Origin of the sequence: Mycoplasma imitans ATCC 51306, assembly GCF_000518305.1 — a bacterium.
Lineage (GTDB): Bacteria > Bacillota_I > Bacilli_A > Mycoplasmatales > Mycoplasmoidaceae > Mycoplasmoides > Mycoplasmoides imitans.
Genome location: NZ_KI912417.1, coordinates 84,781 through 101,985, shown reverse-complemented (window position 1 = coordinate 101,985; position 17,205 = coordinate 84,781). Strand labels below are relative to the sequence as shown.

At 29.5% G+C, this 17,205-nt stretch carries 14 protein-coding genes and 1 pseudogene; 13 read left to right on the top strand and 2 right to left on the bottom strand.

Annotation, left to right across the window (positions count from 1 at the left end; genetic code table 4):
• From P690_RS04300 to mnmA, 4 genes and pseudogenes are all read left to right on the top strand, one after another.
• Positions 1-241: pseudogene (locus tag P690_RS04300) on the top strand (IS256 family transposase); the annotation flags it as partial.
• Positions 242-504: 263 nt separating this feature from the next.
• A complete protein-coding gene (locus P690_RS0103680) occupies positions 505-936 on the top strand; it encodes an MPN157 family protein (RefSeq protein ID WP_027122392.1) in 432 nt (143 codons plus the stop codon).
• A 2-nt stretch (positions 937-938) separates the two neighbouring features.
• On the top strand, positions 939-1,583 hold the full coding sequence (gene truB / locus P690_RS0103675; protein ID WP_027122391.1) for a tRNA pseudouridine(55) synthase TruB: 645 nt from the start codon (positions 939-941) through the stop codon (positions 1,581-1,583).
• The gene (gene mnmA / locus P690_RS0103670; protein ID WP_027122390.1) at positions 1,555-3,528 is read left to right on the top strand and encodes a tRNA 2-thiouridine(34) synthase MnmA; all 1,974 of its coding nucleotides are present in this window, start codon (positions 1,555-1,557) and stop codon (positions 3,526-3,528) included. The genes truB and mnmA overlap by 29 nt, the downstream gene beginning before the upstream one ends.
• A gap of 11 nt (positions 3,529-3,539) precedes the next feature.
• On the opposite strand, the gene P690_RS0103665 is transcribed toward mnmA, so the two are convergent.
• The gene (locus P690_RS0103665; RefSeq protein WP_027122389.1) at positions 3,540-4,856 is read right to left on the bottom strand and encodes an acetyl-CoA hydrolase/transferase family protein; all 1,317 of its coding nucleotides are present in this window, start codon (positions 4,854-4,856) and stop codon (positions 3,540-3,542) included.
• Positions 4,857-5,211: 355 nt separating this feature from the next.
• On the opposite strand from P690_RS0103665, the gene P690_RS0103660 reads away from it, so the two are divergent.
• The 6 genes from P690_RS0103660 to P690_RS0103635 all read left to right on the top strand — a co-directional run bounded on the left by P690_RS0103660 (position 5,212) and on the right by P690_RS0103635 (position 13,067).
• The gene (locus P690_RS0103660; RefSeq protein WP_027122388.1) at positions 5,212-6,687 is read left to right on the top strand and encodes a hypothetical protein; all 1,476 of its coding nucleotides are present in this window, start codon (positions 5,212-5,214) and stop codon (positions 6,685-6,687) included.
• Between the two features lie 557 nt (positions 6,688-7,244).
• Complete coding sequence (gene alaS / locus P690_RS0103655) at positions 7,245-9,959, top strand: alanine--tRNA ligase (protein ID WP_036459699.1); 2,715 nt, start codon at positions 7,245-7,247, stop codon at positions 9,957-9,959.
• Positions 9,941-10,369, top strand: a complete 429-nt coding sequence (gene ruvX / locus P690_RS0103650; protein WP_027122386.1) for a Holliday junction resolvase RuvX — start codon at positions 9,941-9,943, stop codon at positions 10,367-10,369. Before alaS ends, ruvX begins: the two co-directional genes overlap by 19 nt.
• Positions 10,350-10,916: an O-methyltransferase gene (locus tag P690_RS0103645; RefSeq protein ID WP_245576710.1), complete on the top strand. Its 567-nt coding sequence runs from the start codon at positions 10,350-10,352 to the stop codon at positions 10,914-10,916. Before ruvX ends, P690_RS0103645 begins: the two co-directional genes overlap by 20 nt.
• On the top strand, positions 10,885-11,838 hold the full coding sequence (locus P690_RS0103640) for a U32 family peptidase (RefSeq protein WP_027122384.1): 954 nt from the start codon (positions 10,885-10,887) through the stop codon (positions 11,836-11,838). The genes P690_RS0103645 and P690_RS0103640 overlap by 32 nt, the downstream gene beginning before the upstream one ends.
• Positions 11,838-13,067: a peptidase U32 family protein gene (locus tag P690_RS0103635; protein ID WP_027122383.1), complete on the top strand. Its 1,230-nt coding sequence runs from the start codon at positions 11,838-11,840 to the stop codon at positions 13,065-13,067. The genes P690_RS0103640 and P690_RS0103635 overlap by 1 nt, the downstream gene beginning before the upstream one ends.
• Before the next feature lie 11 nt (positions 13,068-13,078).
• Here the strand turns inward: P690_RS0103635 and rpsT are convergent, their stop codons facing one another.
• Positions 13,079-13,330 (bottom strand): 30S ribosomal protein S20, encoded by a 252-nt coding sequence (gene rpsT, locus P690_RS0103630; RefSeq protein ID WP_027122382.1) that lies wholly within the window; start codon positions 13,328-13,330, stop codon positions 13,079-13,081.
• Between the two features lie 77 nt (positions 13,331-13,407).
• Here rpsT and P690_RS0103625 point away from each other — a divergent pair, with 77 nt between their 5' ends.
• The 3 genes from P690_RS0103625 to P690_RS0103615 are packed head-to-tail and all read left to right on the top strand — an operon-like array spanning position 13,408 to position 17,173.
• Positions 13,408-14,067 carry a DUF5385 domain-containing protein gene (locus tag P690_RS0103625; protein ID WP_027122381.1) on the top strand — a complete coding sequence of 220 codons (660 nt, stop codon included), beginning with the start codon at positions 13,408-13,410 and terminating at the stop codon, positions 14,065-14,067.
• Between the two features lie 6 nt (positions 14,068-14,073).
• Positions 14,074-15,021 (top strand): methionyl-tRNA formyltransferase, encoded by a 948-nt coding sequence (fmt, locus tag P690_RS0103620; RefSeq protein ID WP_027122380.1) that lies wholly within the window; start codon positions 14,074-14,076, stop codon positions 15,019-15,021.
• A 1-nt stretch (position 15,022) separates the two neighbouring features.
• Complete coding sequence (locus P690_RS0103615; protein ID WP_027122379.1) at positions 15,023-17,173, top strand: DUF2779 domain-containing protein; 2,151 nt, start codon at positions 15,023-15,025, stop codon at positions 17,171-17,173.
• Positions 17,174-17,205 lie beyond the last annotated feature (32 nt).

Below are 17,205 nucleotides of genomic sequence, written 5' to 3'. Positions count from 1 at the left end.
TTTACGGACATTAGTTTATACCAGCAACATAGTTGAAAACTATAATTCAGTAATTGGTAGTTTCCTAGCTGCTAAAAAGTCTTTTAATAACATAAACCAACTGTTATTAGACCTTTATGTACATTTTGGTTACAACCCAAGGTACAAAAAACTAAATCAGAAAAGTAATAGACTGAGAAATTGATATAGAATATATGAAGAGTTAATGGATGTATTTCCGAACTTAATTAAGAAAAACTAAAAGTTCGAAAAAAATCCAGATTACACAAAATTAGCTTCGTTCCCTCTGATGTATTTTTATGAAAACTATATTTAATTTATAGGATAAATTTCTATATAACTAAATTTATGCGATCTAAAATAATGTGAAGTTTTTAATTCAATATTATAAACTTTAAGAAGATTTTATAAATATTCAAATACCAGATTATCAAGCAATTAGGATTAAACTAATTTTTAAAATCAAATCGGATTTAAATAATTTTTTAAAATTTATTAAAAATTATGCAAAAACAAAATATTTTTAAAAGTTATAAGCTACACCTTAACAATGATAAGTTAATGAGACAAAAATGATACATCATCTCTGGTATCACAGCAGTGTTAGTCATTTTCTTCGCCATCATTCTAGGAATCATGGAAAGATTCATTAACTTATCAGGCAATCTTTACCCTGCTGTTAATAATGCTAAGCATTTAAATGAGGCGATGAGAATTATGGCAATTATTTATTTTGCCATCTTCTTCTTACCTTATCTTTACTTTATTGCGGCATTCTTCTCAGGAATTAACCAGATCTATCGCTCATTTACTTTACACATGATTATCTGAGCTACAATCCTTGTTGGGATCTTATTAATGTTTATTACATGTGTAATGTTAATTGTTGGTTATTCTAATTTAGACAGTTACAACCTGATTAGAAACTTTCAATAACAATGGATTATAATAACAAAATTGTTATTATTGATAAACCAAAAAATATCTCAAGTGCTTTTTGCTTAAACCTATTTAAAAAGCGCTTTAAAATTAAAAAAGCTGGACATAATGGTACCCTAGATCCCTTAGCATCAGGGGTATTGGTAGTTGCTACCAATAAAAAAACCAAAGAACTAAGTCGTCTTAATCAAGACGATAAGCAATATTTAGTTAAACTAAAGTTTAACGCCCACACTGATACTTATGACATCATGGGGAAGGTTGTTAGAACTAGTAATTATGTTCCAGATGTTAATAAACTAAATGATTATCTAGATCAGCTAGATAATCATAGTTTTTATCAAACACCACCAAAGTTCTCAGCCCTTAAAGTTAATGGTGTTAGAGCATATCAATTAGCTCGCAGAGAAGTGGATTTTGAACTAGCTAAACGTTTAACGACATTATATAAGGCGAAATTAATTTCGTATTATGGTGATTATGTTGAGATCTTGCTAGATGTTAAAAAAGGCTTTTATGTACGTTCTTTTGTGGTCGATTTAGCTGACCACTTTAATACCACAGCCATGATGGTCGATTTAGTTCGTACGAAGTCTGGTCAATACAGTTTAAAAGATGTTATCAATTATCAATTTAAAAAGTAGTACAATCAACCAAATCAACAAGGATGTTGATTTGGTTCTTGGTTTTTTTGATGGTATTCACAGGGGTCATGTGAAGCTTTTTAGTCAATCTAATAAGTTTAATCTTTTAACCTTTAATCATGTGCCTAAAAAGCAAAGATTACTATATACTAGAGCAGATGCAATTGAGCAATTAGCTCAATTGCCTAATCTTGAACAACTCTTAATCTATGATGTGTTAAACAATAATTTAACTGCTCAAGGTTTCATTCATAAATATATTAAGTTAATAAGACCCAAAAGAATTATCGTTGGGTCTGATTTTAAGTTTGGTAAAGATCAGGTTGATCATTCTTTGTTTGCAAAGAATGGTTTTGAAGTTGTCGTTATTCCCAAGGATGATTGCTGTACAAGCGGGATTAAGCAGTTAATAATCGGTTGTGACTTTGAGCAGGCCAACAAATTATTAATCCACCCCTTTTATTTAAAAGGTGAGGTGATAAAAAACCACCAACGCGGACGAACAATTGGTTTTCCTACAGCAAACATTAGTTTAGATAACCAGATTATTGATCTAACTGAAGGATCTTATGCTTGTAAGGTGATTGTTGATAATATCACTTATAATGGTGTTTGTTTTATTGGAAAACCTAAAACCTTTGACGAACAACAAAGAAGATGCGAAGCACATATCTTTGATTTCGATCAAGATATTTATAAAAAAACCATTAAGGTTGAACTTTATCAATTTATTAGACCAGTAATTAAGTTTAATTCGTTTAACGAATTAAAACAAGCGATTGATGATGATAAGAAAACAGCCATAACCTTTTTTAAAAATCAAAAAAAAACTAAAGTTTTAGTAGCACTATCAGGTGGGGTGGATTCAGCTGTTTGTGCTTACTTGTTAAAGCAACAGGGTTATGATGTTGTGGCTGCTTTTATGCAAAATTGAGATAAGGATCTTAATCTTGAGCTATTATCAGATCATTTAAATAATGACATTGAAGGTTGTGATGCTAAACAAGATTTCCAAGATGCCCAAAAGTTGTGCGAACAATTAGATATAAAGCTGTATCATTTCAATTTTGTCGAACAATATTGAAATGATGTATTTCTAAGAACGTTAGATGATTACAAAAAGGGATTAACGCCCAACCCTGATGTGTTATGTAACCAGTTTGGTAAATTTGGATGGTTTATTGATGCGTTAAGAAAGCAATTTGGTGATGATATCAAGATTGCTTTCGGGCATTATGCAAAATTGGTTATTAAAAATAATCAACCATTTTTAGTGCACACTAAAGATCATAATAAAGATCAAACTTATTTTTTAACAATGCTTAAGAAAGAACAGTTAAGAAATATCATCTTTCCTTTAAGTGACTTTGATAAACCGACTGTTAGAAATATTGCTAAGCAAGCTAATTTATATGTGGCTACAAAAAAAGATTCAACAGGAATATGTTTTATTGGCGAACGAAATTTTAAACAATTCCTAAGCAACTATCTAGCAATCAAAAAAGGACCAATCGTATTAATTAACGAAAACAAGGTTGTTGGCGAACATGACGGATTATACTTCTATACGATTGGTCAATCACGACGCTTAAATGTTGGTGGAACTAAAGAAAAGATCTTTGTATGTAAGAAAGATCATGATCAGAACATATTATATGTTTGCTATGAATCAACCAAAGATCAACACTTAGCTTCATTTAGTTGTGAGTTATCAAACTTTAATTGGTTAATAGAGCATAAAGAACAATTAGTTAAACGAAAACTATGAATCAGATTTAGGCACCGTCAAAAGCTCCAAGAGTGTAAAATTATTTCATATGATAATGACAAAGTGATTGTGAAATATGAAAAACAAATTGGTGTAACCCCTGGTCAATATGGTGTGATATATAATCAAGATCTTTTTGTTGTAGGTGGTGGTAAGATTACCAGGATTATTGAATAGCTTATCGATTTTTAATCGATAAGCTTTTTTGTTTTAGCTACTCTAGTTAGATAACTTCTAAATTTTGGATGAGCGATACTAATTAACAATTTTGTACGCTGTTTAATCGATTTAGCCTTAAGATTAATAATTCCATATTCAGTAACTATATAATCTAGATCATTTCTTAAAGTGGTTGTGACTCCTTTAAGTTTAGTGACAATTTTAGAAGTTTGGTAATCACTAGTTGTTGATTTGATAGCGATAATGATTTTACCATTTCTAGAATAACTAGCACCTCTAATAAAATCAGCTTGACCACCTGTTGCTGAGTATTGTTGATGATCAATTTGTTCAGCATTAACATTGCCAAATAGATCAATTTCAATTGCTGAGTTAACTGCAACAAAATTATCAATTTTAGCAATATTTATTGGATTGTTGACATAATCAAACCTAGCAATTTTAAACTCTTCATTATGATCTAGATATTGATACATTTCATGATTACCAACAGCGAATACAAAAGTTGATACACCTTTATCGATATTCTTGTATTTGTTGGTGACCACACCTTGTTTGATTAATTCAATCATCCCTGTACCTAGAATTTCGGTGTGAATTCCTAAATCTTTTTTAGTCGTAAGTTTTTTACAAACCATATTAGGGATCGCACCGATCCCTAATTGAATAGTAGAACGATCATCAATTAATGAAGCAACATAATCAGCAATTGCTAATTGTTCTTTAGATGGTTGGATATTAATAGCTTGAGTTAATTTATAGTCAGATTCGATAATAGCTGTTACTTCACTAATATGAAGTTTATGTTTAGCACCAACAATGTGAGGCATATTCTTATTAGCTTCAATAATGATTTGCTTAGCTTTTTTAATTAACTCTAGATCAAAACAAGTTGATAAACCTAAATTAAAATAACCTTCTTCATCCATGTCAGTAGTTAATAGGATAACTGTATCGATATTAAAATTATTCAACAATTCTGTTGATTGCGAAAAATGAAACGGGTAATATTCGATGTTATTTGGAATTAATCCTTCTTGGCACTTGTTAATTGCATTTCTTTCAGGAGCTCTAAAGAAAAAACAATGCCTTCTGACGATTGGATTAAATTCATCTAAAAAGATTGTTTCTTCGCAATCAGTTGTAGAAGCGTAATAATAGAAATCTAGCTTAGAATACTTGTTATTTTCTAAAGATTTTTTAATACCTTTTAATATCGATTTTGGTTGAATGTAATCGAACCAAATTTCTGAGTTATTTTTGATTAATGATGCCGCTTGATTTTGATTAACTAACTTCTTCTTATATTTTTCAAAATATTTCATTTTTGCGCTTGTTTATTAATAATTTTAAAAAAGTAACTTTAAATTTATAGATAAAAAAACGAATTTATTTTAGTAAAAATTACAAATTGATTTTATCTGTAATAAAGATCTCTAAGAGCTGTTTTGCTTTATGTCATGGAGTTTTGTGATTTAGAAAGAAGATATAGACCTTATTAAATAATTGACAAAATGCCTTTTTTTTAATAAATCAATCCTAGAAGGATATTTATTTAGTTGATGATTATAACTTTAATAATTTTTCTATAAGTTCTGATTTATGAAACTTTATTCTTTTTAACAACTAAAAAAAAAGCCTTTGCATTAGTTTGATTTATACATTTAAGTAGGGATATAAATGAAATTCACAAAAATTATCAATATCACCAGGAGACAATTAGCATTATTCCTAGTATTTTTAGGAACCGTAATATTCGCTAGTGTAGGAATCGTCTCTTTGATGACTTATGCACTTTCTAAGCAAGGATTTTACTTTCTAATATATGATCAAATGAAATTTAATATTTCATTGATTTTACCGCTGATTTTCTTTGTTATTTTTGCTGTTGTAGGTTTGGTAATCTTACTAACAGGTAAAGAAAGTTATCAATTTAGCAGCAAGTTAATTAATAATCCAAATCGATTGAAAATCATAATTTCATTTGTTGAAATCATTCAATTAATTATTTGAGCTTTTTTTATCATAATTTTAATTACTTACTTTTACCCAATAAATGAGTCAGTTGATCAAATTTATCAAACTCAAACATCAACTGTTGATTTTGCCAACAACACAGTTTATTCAGGATTTTTATCTTTTGTTCATATCAAGAATAACTTTTTTGCTGATCTAAAAGTATCAATTCTAAATTATGCATCAATCCTTCCGTATTTCTATAACAAGGATTCGTTTGCATTCTGGAACATTATTTATCTAACTTTATATTTAAGTTTCTTTTTAGCTTATGTTAAGTTAAGTCTTTTCAAACAAAATCAAAGATTATTTTCACTAATTCCCTTTGCTGGGTTAATTTCTTATTTCAAATCATCTAATAATCTAGAAGAAAATGTTTTATCGGAAACAGATAAAACAGGTTTAAAGTCATATCAAATCCTAGCATCAAATCAAATAGTATTTAAGATCAAACTAACTAAAACGACCCTTTATTTATCGTTATTCTATCTAGCTAGTGTCTTAGGATTTGTTATTTATGCAATTACAATAACATTTATGTATGGAATTGGTTTTAAACTAAAACCATCAGTAGATGTAAATAATGCTTATGTATTTGATTTTAATCGTTGAAACAGACAATTTAATGTATCAGAATTGAGGTTAATGACTGATTTCTCAACCGCATTAAGGGCATTCTTCATTATCACATTTGTAGTAATGAGCTTAGGAATTATCTTAGATAAAAATCCTTATACTTTTGGTGCTATAGTTAGAAAAAATAAAACTAGATTATCTTTAACCTTATTAGCTATAGATATAATTCAATCATTATTCTGCACATTGATATTCTACTTTTATGTTGCTGCTACTTATGATGATTTTTATCCTTTAGCGGTTCAGGACAAAGTAATAGGGGAGATTGATAGTAATTATGCTGGTTTACTTTATGGAAGTCAAGATTTAATTATTACTAGTAGTTTAGTATTTGTGCTTACATACTTAAGTTGATTCTTAGCATATGCTAAGGGTGGAGTGTTTTCTAGAAGAACCAGAATCTTAATGTACGTCCCGTTTGCTTCATTATTTTTTGTTAAATACAACGTTGTTAATGCAAAAATAAAAAGCAAGAATATCAATAGTTGCCGATTGCTTTATTAAAAAATATTTTTAATCAACTAATTGAACAATAATTCTTAAAAAGAATTATTGTTTTTTGTATCTATTCAGGGTGTCTAATCGATTTTTGTGTAATATGGTTTATAACCCAAAAATAATCGTTAAAACAATTTTACATATAAGATAAACAGGAATGAGTTGAAAAAAACAACAAAATGAAATAAATCCAAAAATTAATTGGAAATTTGTTAAGTAATTGGTGACACAAGTAAACTTTTCTAGTGTTTTTGCTAAACTAGTTACACAGACTCTAGCTGATGTTGAACGCGTTAGTATAGAATAGATGAAGAGTTAATGGGTTTACTTTTAAACTTGCTTAAGAGAAATTAAGGAGTTTAAAATTCAGATTACACAACGTTTAGTTCGTCACTAGAAACATACAACCAATGTAGCTCAAGCTAGCGCTATATTTTATATTAATTAATTGTTGGCATAATTAATCTAAGATGATCGATTAATAAAGTTATTGTTTATGATTATTTGAATAATTTGAAATTAAGCGATTAGTTTTATATCTAAAAAACTATATTTTATATATTATGAATAAACGCTTAAGTGGTTCTCAAATAAGAAAAATCTGATTAGATTTCTTTAAGTCTAAAAATCATGAAATTGTTGAATCAAAATCATTAGTACCCATCAATGACCCAAGTTTATTATGGATAAATGCGGGTGTAGCAACATTAAAAAAATACTTTTCTGGTGAAGAAAATCCGACCAACCCAAAATTGGCTAACTCACAAAGATGTATAAGAGCTAACGATATTGAAAACGTAGGTGTAACTTCAAGACACCACACTGTTTTTGAAATGTTAGGTAACTTCTCGATTGGTGATTACTTCAAAAAAGAAGCAATTGAATTTGCTTATGAATTATTAACCAAATGATATGGATTAAATAAAGATAAGCTATACATCACAGTTTATGAAGATGATAATGATGCTTATAACTATTGACTTGAGCAAGGTGTGGATCCTAAACACATCATTAGATGTGATAAGAAACGTAATTTCTGAGATCTAGGCTCTGGACCGTGTGGTCCTTGTACGGAAATTTATTATGACCGCGGTGAAAAATATGATCCTAAAAAATTAGGAGAAAAACTTTTTTTTGAGGATATTGAAAACGATCGTTACATTGAAATATGAAATATCGTTTTCTCACAATTTAACAATGATGGTAGTAATAACTACACCGAACTATTAAGAAAAAACATTGATACTGGTGCTAGCTTAGAACGTTTCGTCTGTGTGTTACAAGATGTACCAACTAACTATGATACTGATCTGTATTTACCTATTATCCAATCAGTTGAAAAACACACCAAACACAAATATCTTGTTGATGATTACTTTAGTAATGAACAAGATAAGCAAGATGTTCTAAGAGCTTTTAGAGTAATTGCTGACCACTTAAAGTGTGGTGTATTTGCGATTGCTGATGGAGTTTTACCAGGTGCTAAGGATCGTGATTACATTATAAGAAAACTTCTGCGTAGAGCGTTTGTTTATGCAAAAAAACTAAATGCCAAACCAGAATATTTAGTTGATGCTATCAACGTAATCATTGATCTCTATGGCGACTTCTTTAATCATTTAATTCCTAATAAAGAAATTATTATTCAAGCAATTTCTAATGAAGCAAACAACTTCTCAAAAACATTAGACTATGGTTTTGATATCTTCAATGAAGCCAAAAAAACTAATAATATTACAGCTGAAACGATCTTTAAACTAGTTGAAACCTATGGTTTCCCCTTAGATTTAATTAAGGAATTATCAGCAGAATCCAAGATTAATTTAGACCTTGATGGTTTTGAAGAGTTGTTTAAAAAACATCAGCAAGTATCAAAAGCAAACAATAATGAAGTAGGTATGAAAAAACAAAATGAGAACCTACTTAAGTTCGAAGCACCATCTAAGTTTTCATACGATAAAAATAACATTAAAACAAAGGTTGTAGCAATCTTTGATGATAAGTTTAACCCTGTAGATCAAATTGAGGTTGGTTCAGGTTGAGCGGTATTTGAACACACGCCAATTTATGCGACTTCTGGTGGGCAAAGATTTGATGAGGGCTACTGTCTTAAAAAAGGTAATCTTGTTGTTCATTTTGACAACGTGATTAAAGCACCAAATAAACAACATTTACATCACTTTAAAAAAGCAAGTTTTTGACTTGATGAAAAAGTTGAATTAATGCATGATGAAAACTGAAGAAGACTAGTAAGAAAAAACCATTCACTAGAACATATATTGCATGCAACACTTAAGAATACAATTAGCGAAACAATTAAACAATCTGGTGCATTCAAATCAGCAGCTAAAGCGACTTTGGATTTTAATTACCCAACAAAGTTAACATATGAAGATCTAGAAAACCTAGAAACAAAAATGCGTAAGGTGATTGCTGATAAGATTCCAGTTACAGTTCATCACGTAGACTATGAAACTAGTCAAAAGATGAACGCGATTGCCTACTTTGAAGAAGAGTATAAAAAGCACGAATTATTGCGCGTAATTAAGATTGGCGATTACAGTGTTGAATTATGTGGTGGCACACATGTTGATAACACCAAAGAGATTGAAGAATGTTTTATAACTGATCTTTACTCATTAGGTGCTGGACGATGAAGAATTGAGATTATCAGTTCATATGAAACGATCTTTAATTATTTAGTTGATAAACAAGAAGAGATTAAAAAAGAAAAAGAGTTAATGTTTAATGAACTAGGTAATTATGATCTTACTTCTTACTTAGATTTCAGTAAGAAGTTACATTCGTTTAGTTTGCCAACTTCAGTTAAAGATTTAAGAAAAACATTAAGGGCTTTTGAACAATTAAAAGAAGAATACAAAGCAATTAAACTAGAGTTAGATAAGAAAAAAACTAAAGATCGCGCTAGTGAGATTAAAAAGTTAGCTCTAGAAAATCTAGATCACAAAATTGTGCTATTGTTCTTTGATAAAGAAGAACACAAAGCGCTAGCAATGGCACATACCGAATTAGTTAATGAAAAGCAAGATCATCTTTTCTTTTTCATCAACAAAGTTGATAACAAGATTAGCTATCTAATCGGAATGAAGAACCCAACAGATAAGTTAAGTGCTAAGGTGATAATTGATAAAGTTAATAAAACCTTTGGCGCTAAAGGTGGTGGCAAACCAAACTTTGCTCAGGGTGGTTTTAGCACGGACAAAGATATTGATCAATTAAAAACAAACTTTATTAATTTATGTATTACGTTGCTTTAGATGTTGGTTCTAAAACTTTAGGAATTGCTACAGGCGATGGTGAGTTTAAAATCGCTTCACCATACTGCGTGATTTCTTTTAACGAATACGATTTTAAACAATGTTTAACTAAGCTAAAAGAAAAAACTTCGGCTTTCTTTTATGAATTTAAATTTGTAATTGGAATGCCAAAAAACATTAATCAAACAAAATCTTCAACAACCGAAATGGTTGAAAGCTTTATTGAATTGTTAAAAGAAAATTTTAAAAACGAAGTTATCATCTATGATGAAACCTACACTTCAATAATTGCTGATCAATTGTTAATTGATAACCAAATTAAAGCAAAAAAACGTAAAGAAAAGATTGATAAGCTTGCTGCTTATGTGATCTTGCAATCCTTTTTTGATGATGACAGATATCCTAAATAAATTTAAGCAACTAAATTTAGAACTAAAAATACCAATCATTCGCGATGATAATTTGATTAATTTAGTTAACAAATTATCTAATCTTAAAATTACTAGTTTACTTGAAATTGGAACAGGGATTGGTTACAGTTCAATGTATCTAAGTGCTCATCTGCCAGATTTAAAAATTGACACGTTAGAAAAAGATACGCAACGTTATCAGTTAGCCCAAAAATGGCTAGCAAAATTTAGTAAAATCAATCCAATTAATGGTGATTGCTATGAATTTATTCCCAGTGATAAATATCAAGCAATCATTCTAGATGGACCTAAATCCAAACAGATTGAATTATTCAATAAATACCTTAATTATCTACAACCAGGTGGTGTGATGATTATCGATAATTTTTTTTTAAAAAATATAAAACCAAATAACAAGCTATATAATAAGAATCAAGAGTGACAAAGATTTATTTATAACCTAGATAAACAACACTTTAATGTGGAAATTGATCAATCTGGAGACGGGGTAGTTTATGTTTTTAGTAACTCAAGTACAATCGCTTAATCAAGCTAAAAAATTTGTTGATCAAGCGATTGATTGTATCTTAGTAGGTTATGAAAATTTTGCTTTAAGGTGTACTAAGACTTTAAATTATCATGAATTAAAAGAGTTGGTGGATTACCGTAATGCTAAGAAAGCTAAAACCAAAATCTTTGTTTTATTAAACAGCTTTATTTTTGAAAATCAGCTAGATGAATTAACTAATAAATTAGTTGAATTACATCAACTAAAAGTAGATAAAGTTTATTTTCAAGACTATGCAATTGTGCAAATTATACGAGAAAAACAACTAAATTTACCTGTTGCTTATCATTCTGAAACGATGGTGACTTCTTATGGTCAATTTGATTTTTTTAAAGAAAATAATATTAACCATTTAGTGATCGCTAGAGAGATTTTCATGAATGAAATTAAGCAGATGCATGAAAATAAACAAAATCTAGAATTAGAGATGCAAATCCAAGGATACGCATTTTTCATGCATTCTAGATGAAAGATGATTTCTAACTTTGAAGCTTATGCTAAGATCTCAGATCAACTCTCATCTAAAAAACAACTATGGATTCGTGAAGCGTTAAGAAAATATCCTAATGCTATCTATGAAGATGAGTTTGGAACCCACATGTTTACTGGGTATATTCTTTGCGCAATTAAACAACTAAACGAGCTTTACCAGTATGGTTTAGATTATGTCAGGATTGATTCAATCATGATCCAAGAAGAAGATCATGAAAAAATTACATTTTTATACCAACAACTAATTAATCAATTAAGAGAAAACGGTTTATTATCTAATCAATTAATCCAAGAAAAATATCATGAAATCGAACGAATTAGTTCGCCCATTGAAATAGCCTCTGGTTTTTTTGGTGGCATGAAAGAGATTAAACACCTTATTAAAGAAGAAGGAGAAACAAAACGATAATGAAATACGAATTACTAGCTCCTGCTGGAGATGTCCAAAAAGCAATGTTTGCAATTGATTATGGTGCTGATGCGGTATTTTTAGGTGCTAAGGCTTATTCATTAAGATCTAGTGCAAGTAACTTCTTTTTTAAAGATATAAAACAAACAGTCGATTACGCTCACGAGCGTAATCGTAAAGTTTATGTAGCAGTTAATGTTGTATGTCATAACCCCTTAGTTAAAGGTTATGCTAAATTTATTGCTAATCTTGAAGAAACAGGTGTTGATGGTTTGATCGTGGCTGATCCATTTATTATTAACTATACAAAAAAACACCACCCAAACATTGATCTGCACTTATCAACTCAACAAAGTGTTACAAACTCTAAATCCGCCTTATTTTGAAAAAGTAACGGTTTAAGTCGAGTTGTTTTAGCTAGAGAAGTAACGATGGATGAATTGACATTAATGATGCCAAGAGTTAAGGATAAAGTAGAAATCGAATATTTTATCCACGGCGCTGTTTGTATTGCTTTTAGTGGTCGTTGTATGATGTCAAATAACTGATCATTGCGTGATGCTAACGTTGGTGGTTGTGCACAATCTTGCCGTTGACGTTACGAACTAAAAGATGACAAACAAAATCATCACTCTGATTCATTTACAATGTCTCCTAAAGATATGGCATTAATTGATGAAATTAAGCAATTAATGGAATTAGGTGTAGCTTCATTTAAAGTTGAAGGGCGAATGAAATCAATTAATTACGTAACCACCGTAATTCGATCGTATCGTCAAGCAATGGATTATTATTTAGCTAATGGATTTAATGTTGATCAAAAAGATGAACATCTTATTTTAGATCAAGCTAGAAAAGATCTAAAATCAGCCGAAAACCGTCCAGCACATAAAGGTTTTGCGCACAATCAACCAGGTATTGATGCAATGCTGTATCACGAAGATGAACGTAAGGTTGCTCAAACTTTTGCTTTCATCATTGATGAAATCCAAGATGATGGATATGTTAAAGTAACATGTAAAAATAACTTTAAAAAAGCTCAAGAATATATGATCTATGGTCCTAGTTTTAAGATCGATCAAGTGAAGATTACTTCTTTATTGAACAAACGAAAAGAAGAAGTCGATGTGGCAAACGATCCGATGTCAACTTATTATTTAAAATTTGATCAGCACTATGAATTAATCAAAAATAGTATTGGGCACATTAAAAAAACCTTGGAACTTTAATAGTCCAAGGTTTAATTGCTAGCAGCTGGTGAATTAGATCATCTAGCTGCTCTTGATTTAAGACGACGAGCTTTATTCTTAGAAATTCTGTTATTTTTAGCTAGCTTATCAGCTAAAGAATACACTTGTTCAACATCTTTCTTATCTTTAGAAGCTTTAGTTTTCTTAAGTTGGTTCTTTAAAGATGTTTTAAATCCTTTAGTTAATAAATTTGCTTTTTGATTCTGACGATAGCTCTTTTCGTTTGCTTTAATATTAGCCATATCGTTGATACCTTCAAAATTATATAACTTATTAATTATAATATATAAGTAGATAAATTACATATAACAATAAATTAATGAATAGTAGTTTCCTTTTTATAGTCTTGTTAGTAGTTATTCCAATTGGACTAATAAGCTATGTTATCTATAAAAGAAAAAAATCTAAAGAACCTGGTCAGTTTGCAGGTAAAACCAAAGAAGAACGCCGTAATGAAGTATGAAAAACGATTAAGCGTTATCTTCAAGATAACGAAATGTATGGTCGTGAGATCATGTATTCGTTTGTTGCTAAGCGTCCTTCAGCTAACGATGATCGTAAGTTGCACAAACAATTTAAAGAAGCAACGAAGCAATACTTATTAGAACACAAGTTGTCTAAGAAAGAAAAGAAGGAATACTTAGACAAAAGAAAAAAAGAGATGGCGCGTGAACGCTATTGCATTTATTTTCAAACTAAGGATGCAAAATCGCAAGTAACGTTTGAACCTGCAATTATTGAAGCAGAAGTATTAACTTTACCGGCTAAAAGTCGTCGTGATCCGCCTGAAAGAAAAATTCAGATTAACGGATTGCAAGATTTTAAGAAAGAGTTTGCTTGAATCGAACCACTAAAAAACAAAGAAGATGCACGATTGAAAAAAGCTGAAGATGAACGCTTAAGAAAATTGGAAATCAAAGAGCGCAGAAAAGCTGCTAAATTAGCTAAAAAAGAAGCTAAAGCTAAAAAGAAAATTTAAAAAATAATGAATAAGAAAAAAGTCATTTTTTTTGGAACAACAGAATTATCGCTAGCTTGTCTAAAAGAGTTGTTAGCCGATAATTTTTTTGATATTGTTGCAATTATTTCTCCGCCCGACCGTGTTAATTTAAATAACAAAAAGAACAAACTTAATCCAATTAAGCAATTTTGTGTTGATAATAACTTACCAATTTATCAACCTGAAAAATTATCAGGATTTTACGATGAATTAAGTCAAATGAAGTTTGATCTAGGGATTTGTATTGCTTATGGTCAGTTTATTCCTAAGAAAGTTATTGATCTTTTTGCTGATGGTATATTAAATGTTCACCCATCTAAGTTACCTTTATTAAGAGGTGGTGCACCCATCCATTATGCGATTATTAATGGTTTTGAAAAAACAGCTATTTCAATTATGAAACTAGATGAAAAAATGGACCACGGGCCTGTTTTTGATCAACTAGAAGTGTCAATTCAACCTGATTGAAATCATGATGATTTAAATCGTGAAATAATTGCAAAATCACCGTCGTTTCTAATAAAAACTATAAAAAATATCTATGCACATAATTTAGTTCCAACACCTCAAGATCACGATCATTTTACTTTAGGTTTAAATATTAAAAAAGAACAAGAACAGCTCAACTTAAATCTTGATGCTAAAAGTTTTGTAAATTGACAAAAAGGTCTTTGATCTTCACCTGGTGGCTATCTAGTTTATGAAAATCAACGTGTTAAAATTGCGGCTTCTCGGGTTGTTGAAAATGAAGAAGAACATCTAGATAATCTTGTTGGAACAATTTATAAAATCGATGAAACGGGAATTTATGTGTACTTAAAAAAGGGTAGTATTGCAATTACTAAATATTTATTGCCTTCTAAAAAAGTTTTGGATATTAAGCAAGCAATCAATGGAAAAATGTCTTTTAAAGTAAACACTAAATTCAGTTAGTATGAATAAAAAATATATTTTTAAAAAAACAGATTTTATAAACACATTTAACCGTCCTAGATCGCTATGAAAATTTAGCAATAGTGAATTATTAGCTATTATTCAAAACGAACTAGGCTTATCTAAGGATGACTATGTTGATTTATTAGATCAATTAGATAACGAAAACAGTTCAATTATTAATTTTGATGAAGTTGATTTTGTTAATGAACAGATTGATCAAGAAGAATCAAAAAATATTTATATTAATGAAGTTAGCAAGATTAAAATTAAAGCTAAAGAATACATCAAAAGAAGGGTTTTATTTCAAGAAGTTGATTATGCTAATTTAGAAGAAGATAACATTAAATTTGTTGATGGTATTCTTGAACAATATCAGATTAAATATATTGATGTGTTCGATATTAAACAAGAGAATATAGCGCTTAGAATTATAGATTTAGCAGAATATCAAAACACACCTTTAATTACAGCAATAGATTTACATGAAATTATTAAAAAACACGATTATAATGAAACAAAATTGCTAATTTTAGATGGCATTTACTTTAATGAAAAAAGCGATTATTTTTTACAGGCTAATATTGAAGGTTGTTTATTTGAAAAGCCAAAAAATGATAAACTCAAAGTAAGTGTTTACAGTTTAAAAAATTCAACAACAACCAAACGAAAAGACATAGTTTCTTATTATTACGATTATCGCGTTTTAGGCGAGCTTGGCTATGATGTTGTTGAATGAAATGTTGTTTTAATTAAATACGGTTTATCTAAGAAAAATCAAGTGGATTTTACTACTACTAGTACGGTATGTCATAGCAAAACTAGTGGTTCATTACCTGATAAACTTAAGGAAGCTAATTTTTTTAGCAAATCTTTAATTGAAAACAAAGCTAGTTATAAACGTTCTGGTTATGAAAAACTATCATTAGATTATCCAGAATTAAATCCAAGTAAAACATCATTTGGTAATTTGCTAGACATCTTAACTTTCAATGTTAATGAGAATGATAATAAAAAGACATATAAGTTTGTTGTAGAACAGATGTCCATTGTTAAAAATGCATTTGATACTGTTTTTGATGAAATGATGCAGATCAAAGAAACAAACATTGGTACAATTGTCTTATCAAATGCTTACTTTAGTCAATTTGGTGATAATTTACACCATACAATCATTAAATACACATTAGGTAAAAAAGCGTTTCAACCGTTCTTGCTAAGTGGATATGTTTATAAGATTTCAAAGTTTTTTGACAAAAACAACAGTTTAATTTTTCCATTAGTCAATAAAAATAACGAGCCATTTTCAATAAAGAACTTTATGAATTATGTTGCTAATAATGCTGACACTTTAAGACCTAGCGATTGTTTCAACATACTAAATACAGTTTATGGAAGCAAACCAATTGAACATTATGTTTTTAATGAAGCTAAAACCGCTTTTAGTAAACTAAAAGACAAAAAAGTTTATTTTGATTTTGAGTCAATTTGTCACCTATTTGCACCAATGGATGATGTGTTGCCAAATATGCAAATTGTAACGCAAAATTCGTATATTATTGATCGAAATGATGGTAGTGAATCACACTGTTTTAATGATGTAATCGATCCATGTAAATTAGATGTTAATTGATTTGTAAAAATCATCAACGATCTTCATCAAGGTGTCGATTATAGTTACGTAGTTTATAACGCTTCATTTGAACGATCTAGATTAAGAGAAATGGCTTATTATATTGAAAGATATAAGCAATATTATCCAAACAAATTTAACAATCCGCAGGATTTAGAAATAGACTACTTACAAAAAGTTAAAGAAATTGAAGACAACCTTTTTGATTTAGCTGATTTCTTTAATTTAAACAAAAAACTACTAGTGGTTAAATCGCTAAACGGTTTTTATTCAATTAAAAAAACCTTGTTATTAACATCGAAAGAACAACGAGAAAAAGCTAAAGCGGTTGATTATTCAACGCTTAATGTTAAGCGTGGAGATATGGCGCAAAATTTAACAGCGAAACGATTCTTAGGTTTATTGTCAGATCAAGAGTGAAATCAAATTGCGATTGATTTAGCTACATATTGCGAAAACGACGTTCGTTCAATGATTGCAGTGGAACACTACATTAGAGATTTAATCAAAGGCAATTAAATTTATTTTTTAAAATAATAAATAATAATGAA